At 41.1% G+C, this 15,810-nt stretch carries 16 protein-coding genes and 1 pseudogene; 13 read left to right on the top strand and 4 right to left on the bottom strand.

What is annotated here, in order from left to right; genetic code table 11:
• Positions 1–34: 34 nt before the first annotated feature.
• The 4 genes from hisH to hisIE are packed head-to-tail and all read left to right on the top strand — an operon-like array spanning position 35 to position 2,800.
• Positions 35–658, top strand: a complete 624-nt coding sequence (gene hisH, locus IGJ17_RS03385) for an imidazole glycerol phosphate synthase subunit HisH (RefSeq protein ID WP_086333048.1) — start codon at positions 35–37, stop codon at positions 656–658.
• Positions 655–1,374 (top strand): 1-(5-phosphoribosyl)-5-[(5-phosphoribosylamino)methylideneamino]imidazole-4-carboxamide isomerase, encoded by a 720-nt coding sequence (hisA, locus tag IGJ17_RS03390; protein WP_086333049.1) that lies wholly within the window; start codon positions 655–657, stop codon positions 1,372–1,374. Before hisH ends, hisA begins: the two co-directional genes overlap by 4 nt.
• Positions 1,371–2,129, top strand: a complete 759-nt coding sequence (gene hisF, locus IGJ17_RS03395) for an imidazole glycerol phosphate synthase subunit HisF (RefSeq protein ID WP_086316936.1) — start codon at positions 1,371–1,373, stop codon at positions 2,127–2,129. The genes hisA and hisF overlap by 4 nt, the downstream gene beginning before the upstream one ends.
• Before the next feature lie 38 nt (positions 2,130–2,167).
• Entirely contained in the window at positions 2,168–2,800 is a 633-nt protein-coding gene (gene hisIE, locus IGJ17_RS03400; RefSeq protein WP_005237439.1) for a bifunctional phosphoribosyl-AMP cyclohydrolase/phosphoribosyl-ATP diphosphatase HisIE, read from the top strand.
• A 131-nt stretch (positions 2,801–2,931) separates the two neighbouring features.
• On the opposite strand, the gene IGJ17_RS03405 is transcribed toward hisIE, so the two are convergent.
• On the bottom strand, positions 2,932–3,381 hold the full coding sequence (locus IGJ17_RS03405; protein WP_086333051.1) for a DUF305 domain-containing protein: 450 nt from the start codon (positions 3,379–3,381) through the stop codon (positions 2,932–2,934).
• Positions 3,382–3,639: 258 nt separating this feature from the next.
• On the opposite strand from IGJ17_RS03405, the gene IGJ17_RS03410 reads away from it, so the two are divergent.
• The 4 genes and pseudogenes from IGJ17_RS03410 (at position 3,640) to IGJ17_RS03425 (ending at position 7,113) form a co-directional block, all read left to right on the top strand.
• Complete coding sequence (locus tag IGJ17_RS03410) at positions 3,640–4,113, top strand: DUF1456 family protein (protein WP_086299161.1); 474 nt, start codon at positions 3,640–3,642, stop codon at positions 4,111–4,113.
• Positions 4,114–4,581: 468 nt separating this feature from the next.
• A complete protein-coding gene (locus IGJ17_RS03415) occupies positions 4,582–5,790 on the top strand; it encodes a mucin-binding protein (protein WP_223347177.1) in 1,209 nt (402 codons plus the stop codon).
• A pseudogene (locus IGJ17_RS03420) lies at positions 5,733–6,179 on the top strand (CHAP domain-containing protein); the annotation flags it as partial. The gene IGJ17_RS03415 and the pseudogene IGJ17_RS03420, both read left to right, overlap by 58 nt.
• A gap of 589 nt (positions 6,180–6,768) precedes the next feature.
• Positions 6,769–7,113 carry a DUF7006 family protein gene (locus IGJ17_RS03425; RefSeq protein ID WP_008377205.1) on the top strand — a complete coding sequence of 115 codons (345 nt, stop codon included), beginning with the start codon at positions 6,769–6,771 and terminating at the stop codon, positions 7,111–7,113.
• A 100-nt stretch (positions 7,114–7,213) separates the two neighbouring features.
• On the opposite strand, the gene IGJ17_RS03430 is transcribed toward IGJ17_RS03425, so the two are convergent.
• On the bottom strand, positions 7,214–8,068 hold the full coding sequence (locus IGJ17_RS03430; RefSeq protein WP_086333054.1) for a LysR family transcriptional regulator: 855 nt from the start codon (positions 8,066–8,068) through the stop codon (positions 7,214–7,216).
• A 150-nt stretch (positions 8,069–8,218) separates the two neighbouring features.
• On the opposite strand from IGJ17_RS03430, the gene IGJ17_RS03435 reads away from it, so the two are divergent.
• The 5 genes from IGJ17_RS03435 (at position 8,219) to IGJ17_RS03455 (ending at position 13,038) form a co-directional block, all read left to right on the top strand.
• Positions 8,219–9,187, top strand: a complete 969-nt coding sequence (locus IGJ17_RS03435) for a TDT family transporter (protein WP_086333055.1) — start codon at positions 8,219–8,221, stop codon at positions 9,185–9,187.
• Between the two features lie 103 nt (positions 9,188–9,290).
• Positions 9,291–10,250: an L-lactate dehydrogenase gene (locus tag IGJ17_RS03440; RefSeq protein WP_034878749.1), complete on the top strand. Its 960-nt coding sequence runs from the start codon at positions 9,291–9,293 to the stop codon at positions 10,248–10,250.
• A 318-nt stretch (positions 10,251–10,568) separates the two neighbouring features.
• Positions 10,569–11,645 (top strand): ABC transporter permease, encoded by a 1,077-nt coding sequence (locus tag IGJ17_RS03445; protein ID WP_005237408.1) that lies wholly within the window; start codon positions 10,569–10,571, stop codon positions 11,643–11,645.
• Positions 11,646–11,650: 5 nt separating this feature from the next.
• Positions 11,651–12,352 (top strand): ABC transporter ATP-binding protein, encoded by a 702-nt coding sequence (locus IGJ17_RS03450; protein ID WP_086333056.1) that lies wholly within the window; start codon positions 11,651–11,653, stop codon positions 12,350–12,352.
• Positions 12,353–12,399: 47 nt separating this feature from the next.
• Complete coding sequence (locus tag IGJ17_RS03455; RefSeq protein ID WP_016613761.1) at positions 12,400–13,038, top strand: TetR family transcriptional regulator; 639 nt, start codon at positions 12,400–12,402, stop codon at positions 13,036–13,038.
• Between the two features lie 115 nt (positions 13,039–13,153).
• Here IGJ17_RS03455 and IGJ17_RS03460 read toward each other — a convergent pair whose 3' ends face one another.
• Both IGJ17_RS03460 and IGJ17_RS03465 read right to left on the bottom strand, forming a co-directional pair.
• The gene (locus IGJ17_RS03460) at positions 13,154–14,581 is read right to left on the bottom strand and encodes an APC family permease (protein ID WP_005225272.1); all 1,428 of its coding nucleotides are present in this window, start codon (positions 14,579–14,581) and stop codon (positions 13,154–13,156) included.
• 559 nt (positions 14,582–15,140) lie between these two features.
• Positions 15,141–15,680: a hypothetical protein gene (locus IGJ17_RS03465; RefSeq protein WP_086333057.1), complete on the bottom strand. Its 540-nt coding sequence runs from the start codon at positions 15,678–15,680 to the stop codon at positions 15,141–15,143.
• Positions 15,681–15,810 lie beyond the last annotated feature (130 nt).

Genomic DNA, 15,810 nt, shown 5'->3' on the forward strand with positions numbered 1-15,810 from the left:
ACACAGAGGGATGAGATAAGGAAAGGGGCGTATTATGTTAGCAATCATCGACTATGGGGTCGGCAATTTGTTCAGCTTGTCTCGTTCGCTGGACTTCTTGGGTGTTGAGTGCCGAATCACGCGTTCACTAGCAGAATTAAAAGCTGCCGACCGCATTCTTTTACCCGGCGTAGGCGCTTTTGGCGATGCCCGCCAAAAGTTAGCAGAGTTGTCGCTGATCGAACCGATCCAAGAATTGGCAGCAGCTGGCAAACCCTTTTTAGGCATTTGTTTAGGGATGCAGCTGTTGTTTGATAGCAGTGAGGAGTTTGGCACACATGAGGGGCTCGGTTTGATTCCAGGACGGATCGTTTCCATGCAATGCGCCTTTGAAGAAGCCAAACTGAATCTGAAAGTGCCGCAGATTGGTTGGAATCGTTTGACTGTCAGAAAAGAAAGTCCCCTCGTCAGCGGGCTAGGGGAACAAGACTTTGTCTACTATGTCCACAGTTATTTTGCTACTGATTGCCAAGAGTATGTCGTGGCAGACAGTGACTATGGTCTAGCAATTCCCGGTATCGTGCAAAAAGACAATGTCTTCGGCACTCAGTTTCACCCAGAAAAAAGCGGGGCAGTCGGGTTGAAGATTTTAAAAGCATTTACGGAGGTGCCGCTATGAAAATTTTTCCAGCAATCGATCTGTTAGATCAAAAAGTGGTCCGTTTGTACCAAGGAGACTATGAGCAAAAAGAAGTGTTTGGGGACGATCCAGTGGCATTTGCTCGTTCCTTTGAAGAAGAAGGTGCCAACTATCTGCACCTCGTCGACTTAGATGGTGCCAAAGCCGGCAAACTCCATTACTTTGATGTCGCAAAAAATATCGTCCAGCAGACCAATCTGTTTGTCGAAGTTGGCGGCGGGATTCGTGAGGAAGAAACGATCCAACATTGTTTGGCAGCAGGCGTTCATCGGGTGATCCTCGGCACGATTGCCCAGAAAGACCCAGCATTCACAAAAGCGATGCTCAAGAAATACGGCAATAAGATCGCCATTGGAGTCGATGCCAAGGAAGAAAAAGTGGCAGTGGAAGGCTGGCTCGAGAAAACGGCAACAGACGCGTTTACTTTTTGCCAACAATTGGTGGCATGGGGCGCGCAAACGATCATCTTTACCGAAATCTCCCGTGACGGTACAGGAGAAGGCATCAATCTGCCCTTATACGAAAAACTCAATCAATTGGATTGCGACATCGTGGCTTCTGGCGGCGTGGCTTCATTGGCAGATATCAAAGGATTAAAACAGTTGGGGATCTCTGGCGTGATCGTCGGGAAATCCTTATATAACGGCAGTCTCCAATTGGCCGATGTCTTAGCAGCAGGGGAGGAAAGGTCATGATCGCCAAACGAATCATTCCTTGCCTTGATGTGCGAGATGGGCGAGTCGTGAAAGGGGTCAACTTTGCTGGCTTAAAAGATGTCAATGATCCGGTGACTTTGGCGCGTTTTTACAATGAACAAGGCGCCGATGAGCTGGTTTTTTATGACATTACTGCTTCTGCAGAAGAACGCGGCTTATTCACGGACATTTTGCAGCGCGTGGCGTCAGAAGTGTTTATTCCTTTGACGGTGGGCGGTGGCATCAATCAAGTAGCAGATTTTGAGCGAGTCTTAAACTGTGGCGCCGACAAAGTCAGCGTCAATTCGGGAGCGCTTCGCCGACCAGAGCTGATCGCAGAAGGCGCGAAACGCTATGGCAGCCAGTGCGTTGTTTTATCCGTTGATGTTCGCCGTGTCGGTGAGAACTGGCATGTGTTTGCCAAAGGCGGACGGGAAGATACAGGCTTAGAAGCATTGGCGTGGATTCACCAAGCTGAGCAGTTAGGTGCTGGTGAACTAGTCATCAACAGCATGGATACCGATGGCGTGAAGCAGGGGTTTGATCTCGACTTGCTGAAAGCTGTCAGCGAAATCACCAAATTACCGATCGTCGCATCCGGTGGTGCTGGCAAAAGTGCCGATTTTATCGAGCTGTTTCAATTGCCAAATATTGAAGCAGGGTTGGCAGCCTCGATTTTTCACTATGGCGAGGTAAAAATCCCAGAGCTAAAAAAACAATTACAGGCCGTCGATATTCCCGTACGAACCGTATAGCGTTGGCGTTTTGACAGGCAATAGAAGGAGTGGATAACATGGTGCAAGTACGATTTGATAAACAAGGATTGGTTCCAGTGATCGTGCAAGATGTGGAAACGAATGAAGTTTTGACCTTGGCTTATATGAACCAAGAAAGTTTGACCTTGACCTTGAAGGACCGATTGATGACCTTTTATTCCCGCAGTCGCCAAGAATTGTGGCGCAAAGGAGAAACTAGCGGCAATTACCAGCATTTAGTATCATTGACCGCAGATTGCGATCAAGATGCCTTAGTCGCCAAAGTAAAAAAAGACGGACCCGCTTGCCATACAGGCACAGAAAGCTGCTTTACAGAGGTGCTTTATGGTACAAAATCCTCTCCAACCATCGATGCGTTGTATGAGCTGATAAAAGGTCGTAAAGATACGCCACAAGAAGGCAGCTATACCAGCTACTTGTTTGAAAAAGGCAGTGAAAAAATCTTAAAAAAAATCGGCGAGGAAGCAACCGAGGTCGTAATTGGGGCGATGAAGGAAGACCGTCAAGAAACCGTTTATGAGATTGCTGATTTGGCGTATCATACATTGGTTTTAATGGCAGAAATGGGGATTGATTTAGCGGCTATTCGCCAAGAGCTTGCCAAGCGTCATGTTGTGGATAAGAAAGTCAAACAAGAGCGGATGCAATAACGGTCAGGATTTTTCAGTAGAAAGAAAGTAGCTGACGATAAAAAAGAAGCCCTTCAGCTATTGCTTGAAGGGCTTCTCATCCGTGAGGAAAAAGTTGATCTGCTGGTTCTTTAAGTGAGCACATAAAATTGCTATTTGTTTTCTAACTCTTCGATCAATTCTTTCATTTCTTTGATTTCTTTTTCCTGTGCGTCGATGATTTTTTCTGCAAGTTCTTTTACTCTTGGATCAGACAAATCGGCATTTTTACTGGTTAGAATCGCAATCGAATGATGGGGAATCATGGCTTTCATCCAGGCTGTATCTCCCACGGCAGTTTGGCTTCTGACCATAAAAAGTGAACTAAAAAAGAGTGCAACACTGACAACTAGAATGCCGATATTCATTTTCTTTTTGTCATACATCTTCCACATAAACAATAGCATGATGATCGCCATCATCGCGCCCATCATAAGTGCCATAAACAGGCGGGTTTGGCTGAAAAAAATATGATCGAGGGCATAGACATTGAAATACATCATACAAAACATAATCACCGTCGATACCCCAATCATTACCAAAAATTTCCCATACTTCTTCATTTCTTTCCTCTCCCTTTTGTATACAAAATAAAAACAATAAAGCAATCCAAAACATCATCGTACCAGATGCTTTTTTTTGTTTATTGTTTTGTTAGAATAAATTTACTCCCTAAATCAAGTATAGCGGAGGAAGTAGAATGAGAGAATCGATATACATTTGAACGAAAACAATGGGTTCTTAGAGTAAAAAAGCGAAAACGGGATTACTCGTCTAGGTTTATTTGTTATAATCAACCTAAGAAATGGATGGTGTATAGAATGAATCACAATGATCGCTTGACGCGTTTACGCTATGCTTTGGATATCAAAGATACTGACATGGTGAAAATTTTTGAACTTGGCGGCGCTTCTTTCACGAAAGAAGAAGTAAGACAATTATTGAAGAAAAAAGACCCTGAGACCTACGAGATTGAGTGTACCAATGAAGCCTTTGAGCGTTTCTTAAATGGTTTGATTCGCTCGCAACGAGGAACAAAGTCAGATGCTGCAGAACCTGTCTTAGAGTTGAACAATGGCAATGTGAATAATTTGATGCTGAAGAAAATAAAAATCGCCCTTTCCCTAACAACGGATGAAATGCTGAACATTTTCGAGCAAGCGGGAGTTACGGTTTCAAAAGGTGAACTGGGCGCCATTTTACGCAAAGAAGGCCATCGCAATTACAAGCCATGCTTAGACAAATATGCCCGCAACTTTTTAAAAGGATTGACGATCGAGTATCGGGATAACTAGTAAAAAATCAATAATAGACTGAACTTACAATGGGGCGCCTAAAGAGATGCATGTTATGTGTCTCTTTTTATGTGTGTAAAAATAACAATTTAAATCAGTGATTGGAACACTGACCGAGTCCAAGCTTGGAGCATGAAGAAGCAGGTTAAGTGAACGATCTGTTTGTTTGAATAACCTGTTCGTTGAAACCTGACAAGTTTGGTCATTTCTGATACAAATGTTGACGTGTTCAGAATGATGAACCATGCAATACTATCAAAATGAACAGGAGCATCCTGTGTCTAAAAGTTGTAATTAACAAGTCATCACCATCATCAGAAGGCGAAGTTTGTAGATAGGTGAAAGATAGGAAAGCGTATCGTATTTAAACGAATATAAAAGGAGAATGTTATGAAAAGGAAATTTTGGGGCTATTTGTCATTGGCGATCTTGTTAAGTCAGCCTGTGTTGGCACCTTTGGCACAAGTTATGGCTGAGGAACAGGAAACCATTCCATCAAACAATGTATTGACTGGCGGAAATATTGGCGATTCAATTGAAGTTGTTCCTGAGGAGATCCCTAACTATACATTGAAGGAAGTTCAAGGAGAGGAAAAAATTGTCTTTAGCAATGTTCCGCAAACGGTCACGTATATCTATAGTCCTAAAATAGAAAGTAATGAGGAAAGAAAAATTGTCGCACGAGTCATTCACTATTTGCATGAAGACGGTACAGAAGCTGCTCCAGATAAAGTAGACACAGTTGAATTTACTCGAGAAGTAAGGACGAATCTAGCCACTGGCGAAGAAACGTTTGGTGAATGGCAAGCAAGAGATGATGATACGATATTTGATTTAGTCAAAAGTCCAGAGATAGTCAACTACTATGCAGATAGGGAGTTTATCGATGAAGTTATCGATGTAAAGGCCGATTCAGAAGATATTGAAGAATTTGTCATGTACTCGCCAAAGATAGTTGAATCTACGGAGACAAAAGAAGTCAAGCGAATGATCCATTATGTGTATGAAGATGGTAAAGAAGCCTCGCCAGACAAAGTAGACACGGTGACCTTTACACGCACAGTGACAACGAATGAAGCAACAGGGAAAAATACCTATGGTGAATGGCAAGCCCAAGATGATGATACAACGTTTGACGAAGTGTTAAGTCCAGAAATAGACAAGTACAATGCAGACCAAAAAATGGTTGATAAAGTCATTGATTTGACGGCAGAATCAGAAGATTTCGAAATAACCGTCACTTATTTGCCAAATATGATCGAATCTACGGAGACAAAAGAAGTCAAGCGAATGATCCATTATGTGTATGAAGATGGTAAAGAAGCCGCGCCAGATAAAGTAGACACGGTTACGTTCACTAGAATCGTCACCACCAACGAAGCAACTGGTGACAAGATCTATGGCGAATGGCAAGCCCAAGATGATGATACGATGTTTGATGAAGTGTTAAGTCCAGAAATTGACAAATACAATGCGGACCAAAAAACGGTTGATAAAGTCACAGGTCTGACTGCAGAATCAGAAGATCGCGAAGTGACTGTCACTTATTCGCCAAATATGATCGAATCTACGGAGACCAAAGAGGTCAAACAAACGGTTCATTATGTGTATGAAGACGGCAAAGTGGTGTCTTCATTAAAGGATTGGAAGAAGTTCCAAATGAATATCGGGAGTTAATGACTTTCCCAGCTTATAATGGGAAAGATTATAATACTTCTGGTTCTTATCCTGTAGGTCAGTGTACTTGGTATGCCTTTAATCGAGTCGCACAATTAGGTGGTCGTGTAGATGATTACATGGGAAATGGGGGAGATTGGGGAACTACTGGTCTTAGATTAGGTTATCAAGTTAGTCGAACCCCAAAAGCCGGGACCTTGATTTCTTTCAGCCACGGGACAGCGGGGTCGGATCCCAGGTATGGTCATGTCGCATTTGTAGAAGCGGTTGGACCGAATGGTATTTTAATTTCCGAAGCAAACGTTTATGGTGGTACAACGATTTCTTACCGAGTGATTGGCAATGATCTAGCTCGTTCCTCGTTGGTTCAATATATCACACCGAAATAAGTAATAATAAAAGAGGCAAGTAAAAGATGAATGAATCTTATTATGGAAAGGTGTAACTAAAAGAGTCAATAAGGAAATGAAGGTAGTAAAGCAGGAAGAGAAAATGCTCGATAGAACCTTAACATCAAAAGTCTTACAAGTATTAAAAGAAGAACGTCAGTTGCTCAAAATGAATGCTTAGTGGTATCGGCAGTGATGTAAAATAAAAGTAAAATGTTTAATAGTAGACTGGCGGTTATCAGTATTCTTTGGGGGATCTTCTCTTTCCAACTCGTTCGGATTCAAGGGGGATTCAATGAATCCGACGTTAATAGCATGTTTAAAATCACTTTTACATCTTGATCGTTTTTTGTTGATCAAGAGTGACTCCCATAATGAAGGAGATTTTTATTGGCTATTGTCGCTTCTTCATAAATTACATCTGGAAATTTTTTTTAAGAAGAGGTTTCAAGAGTATCATTCATACATTATCTCACCTATTAAACTACTTTATCGAGAGGCATGTATTTTATTAGCTTCCAAAAAAATGTTCACTATTTTTTGGTACGCATTAGAAAGAAATAATCACATAGAGAGGACCTTATGAATCATGCTATTCACAATGAAAGAAGAATATAGTAGCTATTATCAAAAAGAATTTGGGAATGCATCAAGAAAAGAAAAAGATTTGAAAGACTATTTAATTGATTTATTGCGGCGTTTAAACCAACTAACTGATGAAATCTCAAAAGAAAATTTTTGGAGTGTGCTGCCAAGAATTTTGGGAATTGATGCAAAATTAAACCTATTAGTTGAATTGATTAAATTTGAAGAACTACCAAGCGAAGAAATTATCCGTATCATTGAAAATGACTATCAAAGCTATTTTAAAGAACTATGTGGGTATGATTTAAGTATGGAAACGAGATATTCTTTAGTATTTAACGTCGCATAAATGTATTTTGTTTTTTTGCAAAAAATCGAAGTTGTCTGATGGAAATCCTTTATACTGATTCTGAGAAATTTTCTTAAGAATCAGTATAAAGGATATTTTGTTATCTTCTCGATTCACCAGTACCAGCAGCTCTATTCCTTTCCAACAACAGCCGTTTAATCTCCTCATAAATCTCTCCGGTCTCCGGTGTCGCACGCTGACGATTCTGAATGATAAAAAGATCACGATAGCGGTACTCTGGATCAAGTTCCTGCCAAGGCAACTCTTCTGGTAATGAAAGTTTCGAGATGATCGATTTGCCGATGTTTTGTTTTAGTAGGGACAAAATCACTTCGCTGTTATTGGCTTTGATGATTTGCGGATGCAAGTGCTGTGCGTACAGATAGGTTTCGTTAATGTAGTACATCCCCGAGTCGTTTTCCCGCAAGACCCAAAAATCAGAAGCGAGGTTGCCTGCTAACACCAATTCATCGCGATAAACGAATTCTTTTTGGATCAATGGCGAAACGATTGATTTTTCGATCAGGCCAATATGGGCTTTGTTTGATTCGACGGCATCGATTACTTCTTGAGAATTCATGATTTTGATTTCAAAAGCAAACGTTGGAAATTCTTCAATCAGCTGCGCCATGATGCTGGGCAGTAAGTAGACGGCGGTGGTATTCGAACAAGCGAGCACACACTCTGTTTTAAAATTTTTGGTGTCTTTGGCTTGCGAAAAAATAGTGGACATTGAGCGGAGAGACTCGACCACACGAGGATACAAAAACTCCGCTTGGCTGGTAGGTAAAATCAATTGTTTTCCTTTACGTTCAAAAAGTTTGAAGCCAAGTTCGGCCTCTAAGCGTTGGATTTGCAAGGAAATCGTTGGTTGAGTTTTATAGAGTTGTTTGGCGGCAAGACTAAAGTTTCTCGTTTCATAAACAGCAATGAAGGTTTTGAGCAATTCAATCATTTTGCGGACTCCTTTATTATTAATAATATTTATAATTAGTATTTAAAAGTACAATTTTACAAATAGTTATCAGGTGATTATAGTATAAGTGTAGAGAAAAAAGAAAGCAAATTTAGTTGAAATTTTCATACGTTTAGAAAGGATGAGTTGATGAAAACATCGATCCAGCATTTTTTACATTCATTGCCAATCCCGATTTGTGGCTTGATTTTAGGCACTGTGTCATTGGGGAATTTATTGTATTCAGAAGGAATGGAGACGGTTGGAAATGCGTTTTGCACCCTTGGTATTTTCATCATGGGGCTCTTCCTTCTGAAAGTATGCTTTACATTTAAGCACACGATGTCAGAGTTGCAAAACCCAATCGTTGCTTCTGTGGCGCCGACCTTTACGATGGCGCTGATGGTGATTTCCACTGTTTTTGAACGGGTCATTCCCGATGCAGTGGTGAATGATCTGCTCTGGTGGGGGGCTATCGGCTTACATTTTGCTTTAATGATCTATTTTGTTGTCGTGCATATTTTGCCTGTCGACCTTTCGCTGGAATACATTTATCCGAGCTGGTTTATTACCTTCGTCGGTATTGGCGTAATTCCCAATACTTCTGCTGTCTTTTTTAAAGAGCTGGGGGAAGTGATCGTCTGGATCGCATTGGTATTGTATTTTGCGCTTTTGCCGATTATTTTAAAACGAATCGTCCATCAGAAGCTGACGGAACGTGCGGCAGTTCCTTTGATCACGATTTTAACAGCACCAGGTTCTCTTTGCTTAGCAGGTTACCTTTCCGTATTTGAACAAGGCTCTGCTTGGTTTGTCGCCTTTATGCTGTTATTGTCACAAACGATTTATTTTTGTGTCGTCGCTTATATGAAAAACATGCTGGCAGTCGGCTTTTACCCAAGCTATGCGGCATTTACGTTTCCTCTTGTGATTTCAGCGACTGCTATGTTCAAATCAGCGCTGTTTTTTGCGAATCACCCACTGATATTTGGGTTTCTACAAGCCTTAACGATTATTGAAACAAGCTTTGCCGTGATTGTCGTCTGCTATGTGTTAGGAAAATATGCAATTCATTTGTATCAGCAAGCCAAAGCGCTGATTGCCGGTCATAGTTATTAAGGAAACACAAGAGTACACAAGAGAACATACATTTTTTGAGAAAATACGTAATATACGCAAAACAATAGCACAAGTATTTGAAAAGAAAAGGAAGGGATCGCACATGAAAAGTACAAGCAGAAAAGTTGTCGTTGTCGGAACAGGTTTCGTTGGAACGAGCATTGCGTATTCCATGATCAATCAAGGACTGATCAATGAGTTAGTCTTGATCGATGTCAATCGGGACAAAGCAGAAGGAGAAGCCCTCGATTTGTTAGACGGTATGTCATGGGGGCAAGAAAACATCAAAGTTTGGGCTGGAGAGTACTCGGAATGTAAAGATGCTGACATCGTGGTTATTACCGCAGGAGTCAACCAAAAGCCAGGACAAACACGGCTTGAATTGATTGATGTGAACGCCGAAATTATGGCAAGCGTCACAAAACAAGTGATGGCTTCAGGCTTTGATGGCGTGCTTGTTATCGCTTCAAACCCAGTCGATGTCTTAACTTATCAAGCATGGCGTGTGTCCGGGTTGCCAGCCAATCGGGTCGTTGGTACGGGAACGACCCTCGATACCACAAGACTTCGAAAAGAAGTGGCGGCAAAATTAGCCATCGATCCACGGAATATTCATGGGTACATCATTGGGGAACACGGTGACTCGGAAGTCGCTGTCTGGTCCCATACAACGATCGGTGGGAAACCGATCGTAGAATTGATCAAGCAAAAGGATCGTTTGACCGTTGCCGATCTAGCGGTTCTTTCTGAACGAGTAAAAAATGCTGCCTATGAAATCATCGATCGAAAACAAGCAACTTTTTACGGGATAGGGATGAGTGTCGCAAGAATCGTTCGAGCGATCTTAAATGATGAGCAAGCGATTCTGCCGGTATCTTCCTACCTTAATGGGGAATATGGCATCAACGATTTATTCACAGGGGTTCCTGCAGTCGTGGACCAAAACGGCGTCCGCGAAATTATTGAATTGACGCTTACACCTGAGGAAAAACGGCAGTTTGATACTTCGTGTCATCAGTTACGAGCAGTAATTTCCACAATTGGACAAAGCAAAGTCAGCTGATCTCTAGAACACCAATAATGAAATCCTCGTGTTCGTTTTTGCCAAAGCATGGTTCGACTATTTACGGTCTGCCATGCTTTTTTTCATCTAGCAAAGAATGTTAAAAGGAAATGGCGTATTTCACGCGAAACGCCCAGTATTCAACTCTCTTTATTCACACTCCTTTAGGAAAAAACATCCTCAGTGAATGACAGAAAAAGAATGATCGATCAACCTTACAAACTTTCCGAGTTGTAAAAAGTGACAAAGTGTCACCTTATGTGGTATTCTTCAAAAAGTGACACTTTGTCAATATTTGGAAAGTAGGAGGAAAGAACAATGTTTCTGGCTATAAAAGAAATGCGTTATTCAAAATTAAGATATGGGTTGATCGTAGGAATCATGTTTTTGATCGCCTATGTTGTTTTTATATTGTCTGGCTTAGCTACCGGACTTAACTGGGATTTTAAAAAGGCCATCGTCGACTGGGATTCATCCGCGATCGTTTTATCAGAAGATGCGAATGACACATTTGCGGCTTCGCAATTGACGAGAGGGGATTTAGACCGTGTAGAAGGGACACAAAAAGCCCCAATTGGTTTATACAGCAGTGTCATTACGGTCAACGATGAACAAGTCAATGTGACTGTTTTTGGTACACAAGACGATGCGTTCTTGTTACCAGAAGTCTTAGAGGGCAAGCTGTTTTCAAAAGAAAATGAGATCACGATTTCAGAAAACTTAGCAGAAGAAGGTATCAAGGTCGGGGATCAAGTGAAAATCGGACGCTCAGATGAAACCTTCAAAGTCGTTGGGATCACCCCAGAAACGTCTTATACGGTGTCACCAGTGATTTATACTTCCCTCGATACTTGGACGAAAATGAAGTTTGCTAATCAACCATTCGCATCTGATAAGGAGCAGCCCATCAATATCATTGTGACCAAATCAAGTGATCCGAAAGTCGATAACCAAGAAGGAACCCAGCTTAAAGTGTTGGCAACGGAAGACTTTATTGAAAAGCTTCCTGGATTTTCTGCCCAAAACTTGACCTTAAATGCCATGATCTACTTCTTATTTGTTGTTGCAACGGCAATCGTGGGGATTTTCATGTATGTGATCACCCTACAAAAAACAGCGATTTTTGGTGTGATGAAAGCCCAAGGGATTCGGACCAGCTTTATTGCCAAATCAATTATTGCGCAAGCATTTATGGTCGGTGTGATTGGGGTAGCCCTAGCCTTTGCGGCGGCATACGGCACCAGCTTGTTTTTACCAGATGCCATGCCATTTTTCTTTGAATTAAAGCAATGGCTGCTTTATAGCGGCATCTTGATTCTCGTGGCAGTTCTAGGCGGCTTATTCTCCATTCGGACGGTCACAAAAGTCGATCCAATCACGGCAATAGGAGGGTAACAAAGATGAAAGACATTTTAGTAATGAAGGATATTATAAAAAAATTTGGCAAGCAGCATACCGAAGTAACGGCATTAAAAGGACTGAATTTTCATGTTCAAGAAGGGGAGTTTGTCAGTATCATCGGTCCTTCTGGTTCAGGAAAAAGTACCTTTTTGACCATCGCTGGCGGCTTACAAAATCCAACAACCGGAGAAATCATCATCAACCAGGTGAACTTTTCCCAATTAAATGAAAAGCAACGAGGGAAGTTGCGTTTTAAAGAGATTGGGTTTATCTTGCAAAGCTCGAATTTGATCCCTTTTCTAACGGTAAAGGAACAATTTTATTTGGTCGACAAAGTTTCAGGAAAAGCCAAGGAAAAGGAACGGATTGATGAATTGCTTGCTTCATTAGATATTCTCGATCTTCAAGACAAGTTTCCCCGCGATTTATCTGGTGGGGAACGTCAACGAGTGGCGATCGGCAGGGCGTTGTTTAATGACCCAAGCTTGATTTTGGCGGATGAACCAACTGCCAGCTTAGACACGGATCATGCGTATGAAGTCGTGAAGTTATTGGTGAAAGAAGCGCATGAGAAAAAGAAAGCGACAGTCATGGTCACCCACGACGAGCGAATGATCCAATGGAGTGATCGCATTTTCCGAATGGAAGATGGCAATCTGATCGAACAAAACGCCCCATCAAGAGAAACTGCACAAGTCTGAGTGGAAAAGTAGAGGGATTTGTTTATAATAGAGGGAGTAGATTGCGAATGATGGAGGAGAATCCCTTGCCAAGTACAACATTTTTTCATTTAAAACAAGAGAAAAAAGAAAAAATCGATGCCGTGCTTTTAGAAGAATTTTTTAGCAAGCATATCAGTCAAGTCAAGGTCTCTGCCATCGTCGAAAAATCGCACATTTCTAGAGGGGCGTTTTACAAGTACTTTCAAAACTTAGAAGATGCCTATGACTATGCGATCACCAACTATTCCAACCAAATCCATTCTGCGATTTTTACGTTTATCAATCGCAACAAAAATGATTTTTTCAAAGGGATCGAAGAATACTTGGCTTGGTGCAGTCAATGGTCACCTGAAGATGATCATTGGAAAATGATCCACTTATGTACCCAAAGCAATGCCTGGACGAAGCGCGATGCGATCCCTGACGATTCGCCCATGATTCGCCAATGGTTGGAGCTGTTGGAAGAAAATCGCTTCACGATCCATGATACGCAAGAAGCCGTCAGTTTCCTTTACTTTATTATGGCGGTCGTGATGGATAGTCTGACAGATTTTATTTCGAATGAATGGACCGCAAAAGAGCTGATCAAAGATTTCCGCTATAAGGTGCAGTGGATCAAGTATGGAATCAAAAAGGACAACAAAGAGTACAACAAAGAGGAATGAATGCTTCGGCAAGAGGATGGAGCAAATACCTCGCACGGCGGAGAAGTTCATTTACAAAGAAAGAGGTGCCCGACAACCGAAATAGTTGTCGGACACCTCTTTTTTGAGCAAATGGTTATTTTTTATTTACACGTTTCGCAATGATTGGCAAGATCAAGCCAATCAAAAGAAAGGCGATCGGCGTAATGATATTTAAGGCCAATTGGAAGAACCAAGCTTGCGGATCTGCCGCATAATCAAGCTTAGGAACCATCCCTAAAATGCAGGCAAAGGCCGTGAACAAGAAGCACCATAAGCCAATCCCAAAGCCAACTTTGGTGTTTTTCACGAATTTATAATCGGAAGTAAAGCGATTGGCGTGTTTGTTGACTAGCATAAAGGCTAAGAAGACCCATAAGTAACGCAGTGGCATGACAACTGAATTCAAGTTCAGCAACCAACGGTACAGTTCGGTCATATTGCCGATTCCTAGTGCTGGAATAATGATTAAAATGCTTACCAGGATACCAGTCATAATATATCCATTTACTGGTGTTCCTTTTTTGTTTAGTTTTGCTAAGCCATTTGGTACAAATTCTGAATCAGCATCAGACAGTAGTATTTTCAATGGGGCATCAATTGAAAAGGCCAAAGCAGAGATTTGCGCCAACGCATTGGCGATGGAATAAAGAATGACAAAGAAGTTGCCGATTCCGTAGAAGTTTCCAAGTCGTTGAAAGGCTTCATAAGCGCCGTTGACCATCAAATCTTCTGGAATATGGTTGGCATCAAAAAGCATCCCCATAGCAATCGAGCCGAGCAAGGCACATAACGCCACCATACCGGCTAAAAAGATCATGCCTTTTGGAAATTCTTTTGCAGGATTTTTTGTGTTATTTACGTAAGGCGAGATTTTTTCACAGCCGCCTACCGCAAATACCAGCATCGAGATCGTGGTTAAATAGGTAAAGTCAAATTTAGGGATATAGGTTGAAACAGATGACATGTTTGGTGTAGCAATTTCAGCACCAGTCATTGCTGGAGCGGTGACTGCTAAAAGAATAAAAAGAATCGACATCACGAACATGGCTGTTCCCGCGATGTTCCCAATCATTTTTAAGGTCGTCAATCCTTTAGAGGCAATCCATAAAAAGAATAGAAAAATAGCTAAACAAATCAACGAGACTTCCATGGAACCCATCGTCGATACAAATGTACCATTTCCTTTAAATAACCAACTCAAGGATACTAAGATTCCTTGGGGTTTTTGTGCCAAGTAGGGCACGTGAACGACCCAATAAGTCCAAGCAGCAAAAAAAGCCAACCGCTTTGTTGAGGTTTCTTTGATCCATGAGGAGACCCCACCACTTGACTCTTTGAAGGTCGATCCTAACTGACCAACACTTAATGCATATGGTACAAAATAAAGAGCCATAATTAATAGCCACGAAACAACAACAGTCAATCCTTGTTGAGCGTAATTGTTTACAACATTTCCCAGTCCCCAAACAGAGACGAACGCCATCAGCGCAATATTATACCAGCGTAATTGTTTCTCATTCATCGCTTTCTCCTTCTTAAAATGATTTTTCTGACTGGTTAAAATAGAGCGTTTTTTGAAATTTAGTGAGAAAAAAATTTCTTTCCATAAGCACTTGATCACTATCAAGTTTCTTATGCACTTTTTCACAAATGTCAAAGGTCAAATTGAATAAAAAAATTTCAGCTGCTCTTTTTTATCCAGTCATTGATTTTCCATAGTTAGGATAAACCTCTGAATTCTTTTGGTCAAGAAAAATTAAATTGTTATTTAAAAAAAATAATAAATTTCTGATGATAGAAAAAGCAAACATCATCATTCATTAATAATCTGAAAGAAATGCTACTACATTCGGTCAAGGGCGTGGATGAAATAGAGAACGTTTCATTTAAATGAATGGACGCATAAAGATGAAAGAAACCCTTTCGAAAGGCTTTTCACTGGTACTTTTTGGATAGATTTTTAAGCAAAGGAAACAGAAGAGTAGTCGTAGCTTTTTTGTTTTTCTAACAATAACTTTACGCTAACTTTCTTTCAAAGAAACACGAAAACAAAGTTAGCCGGATTCTTCATTCCATCGAAATCACTGGTTTTTTTTCTTCAATTTATAGGAGTTGGGTGTTATTCGCTCAAATACTGGCCATAAAAGCAAATAAAAGACGAAGTTTCCACTGGCATGGAAGAAATCGAACAGTAGTCCTTGAAGGTAATAGGCAAGAAACGAAGGAAACTGATACAGCCAAACCTCCATCAACGAAACGATCAAGCCATAAAGAAGTCCGCAAAGAAAGGCAAAGAAAGCTTGCAGGATACGATTTTTCTTGATGATCGGGATTTTTCCAAGCTGTTGAAAAAGAACGATGGTGCCGGTAAGTGCAGCCAATTGACTGATCGTCCAGGGACCCATGCCTAAATAGATATTTGTTCCGAGCAAACTTAGCAAGGCAATCATCAACGCATCGGTTAAGCAGTAAGAAAAAGCCACTAAAAATAAAAGGGCACTCATAGGCTGAACGTTAGGGATAAAGACAAAAACCAACCGTCCAACGATACACGCTGCGGTGAGCAGTGCTAAATGAGAAATTCTTTGAACGGAGAATACATTGGATTGGGGAGGAAGCATGAAAATCGCCGACTTTCTAATTGATAATCATTCTCATTATACATGGAAAATAATATAATTCAAGATTGAAATACACATTATATAGTACGATAATAAAAACGGAGCACAATATGTTGTGTTTTTAGAAGGA

Origin of the sequence: Enterococcus sp. DIV1096b (assembly GCF_050498765.1) — a bacterium.
Lineage (GTDB): Bacteria > Bacillota > Bacilli > Lactobacillales > Enterococcaceae > Enterococcus_D > Enterococcus_D entomosocium.

What these genes read in the sequence shown, in the direction of transcription:
- hisF (WP_086316936.1), top strand. Translation starts at nt 1,371, where the DNA reads ATGATCGCCAAACGAATCATTCCTTGCCTTGATGTGCGAGATGGGCGA.
- IGJ17_RS03405 (WP_086333051.1), bottom strand. Translation starts at nt 3,381, where the DNA reads ATGAAGAAGTATGGGAAATTTTTGGTAATGATTGGGGTATCGACGGTG.
- IGJ17_RS03455 (WP_016613761.1), top strand. Translation starts at nt 12,400, where the DNA reads ATGATGGAGGAGAATCCCTTGCCAAGTACAACATTTTTTCATTTAAAA.
- IGJ17_RS03465 (WP_086333057.1), bottom strand. Translation starts at nt 15,680, where the DNA reads ATGCTTCCTCCCCAATCCAATGTATTCTCCGTTCAAAGAATTTCTCAT.
- IGJ17_RS03425 (WP_008377205.1), top strand. Translation starts at nt 6,769, where the DNA reads ATGCTATTCACAATGAAAGAAGAATATAGTAGCTATTATCAAAAAGAA.
- IGJ17_RS03460 (WP_005225272.1), bottom strand. Translation starts at nt 14,581, where the DNA reads ATGAATGAGAAACAATTACGCTGGTATAATATTGCGCTGATGGCGTTC.
- IGJ17_RS03415 (WP_223347177.1), top strand. Translation starts at nt 4,582, where the DNA reads ATGGCTGAGGAACAGGAAACCATTCCATCAAACAATGTATTGACTGGC.
- hisA (WP_086333049.1), top strand. Translation starts at nt 655, where the DNA reads ATGAAAATTTTTCCAGCAATCGATCTGTTAGATCAAAAAGTGGTCCGT.
- IGJ17_RS03410 (WP_086299161.1), top strand. Translation starts at nt 3,640, where the DNA reads ATGAATCACAATGATCGCTTGACGCGTTTACGCTATGCTTTGGATATC.
- IGJ17_RS03430 (WP_086333054.1), bottom strand. Translation starts at nt 8,068, where the DNA reads ATGATTGAATTGCTCAAAACCTTCATTGCTGTTTATGAAACGAGAAAC.
- hisH (WP_086333048.1), top strand. Translation starts at nt 35, where the DNA reads ATGTTAGCAATCATCGACTATGGGGTCGGCAATTTGTTCAGCTTGTCT.
- IGJ17_RS03435 (WP_086333055.1), top strand. Translation starts at nt 8,219, where the DNA reads ATGAAAACATCGATCCAGCATTTTTTACATTCATTGCCAATCCCGATT.
- IGJ17_RS03450 (WP_086333056.1), top strand. Translation starts at nt 11,651, where the DNA reads ATGAAAGACATTTTAGTAATGAAGGATATTATAAAAAAATTTGGCAAG.
- hisIE (WP_005237439.1), top strand. Translation starts at nt 2,168, where the DNA reads ATGGTGCAAGTACGATTTGATAAACAAGGATTGGTTCCAGTGATCGTG.
- IGJ17_RS03440 (WP_034878749.1), top strand. Translation starts at nt 9,291, where the DNA reads ATGAAAAGTACAAGCAGAAAAGTTGTCGTTGTCGGAACAGGTTTCGTT.
- IGJ17_RS03445 (WP_005237408.1), top strand. Translation starts at nt 10,569, where the DNA reads ATGTTTCTGGCTATAAAAGAAATGCGTTATTCAAAATTAAGATATGGG.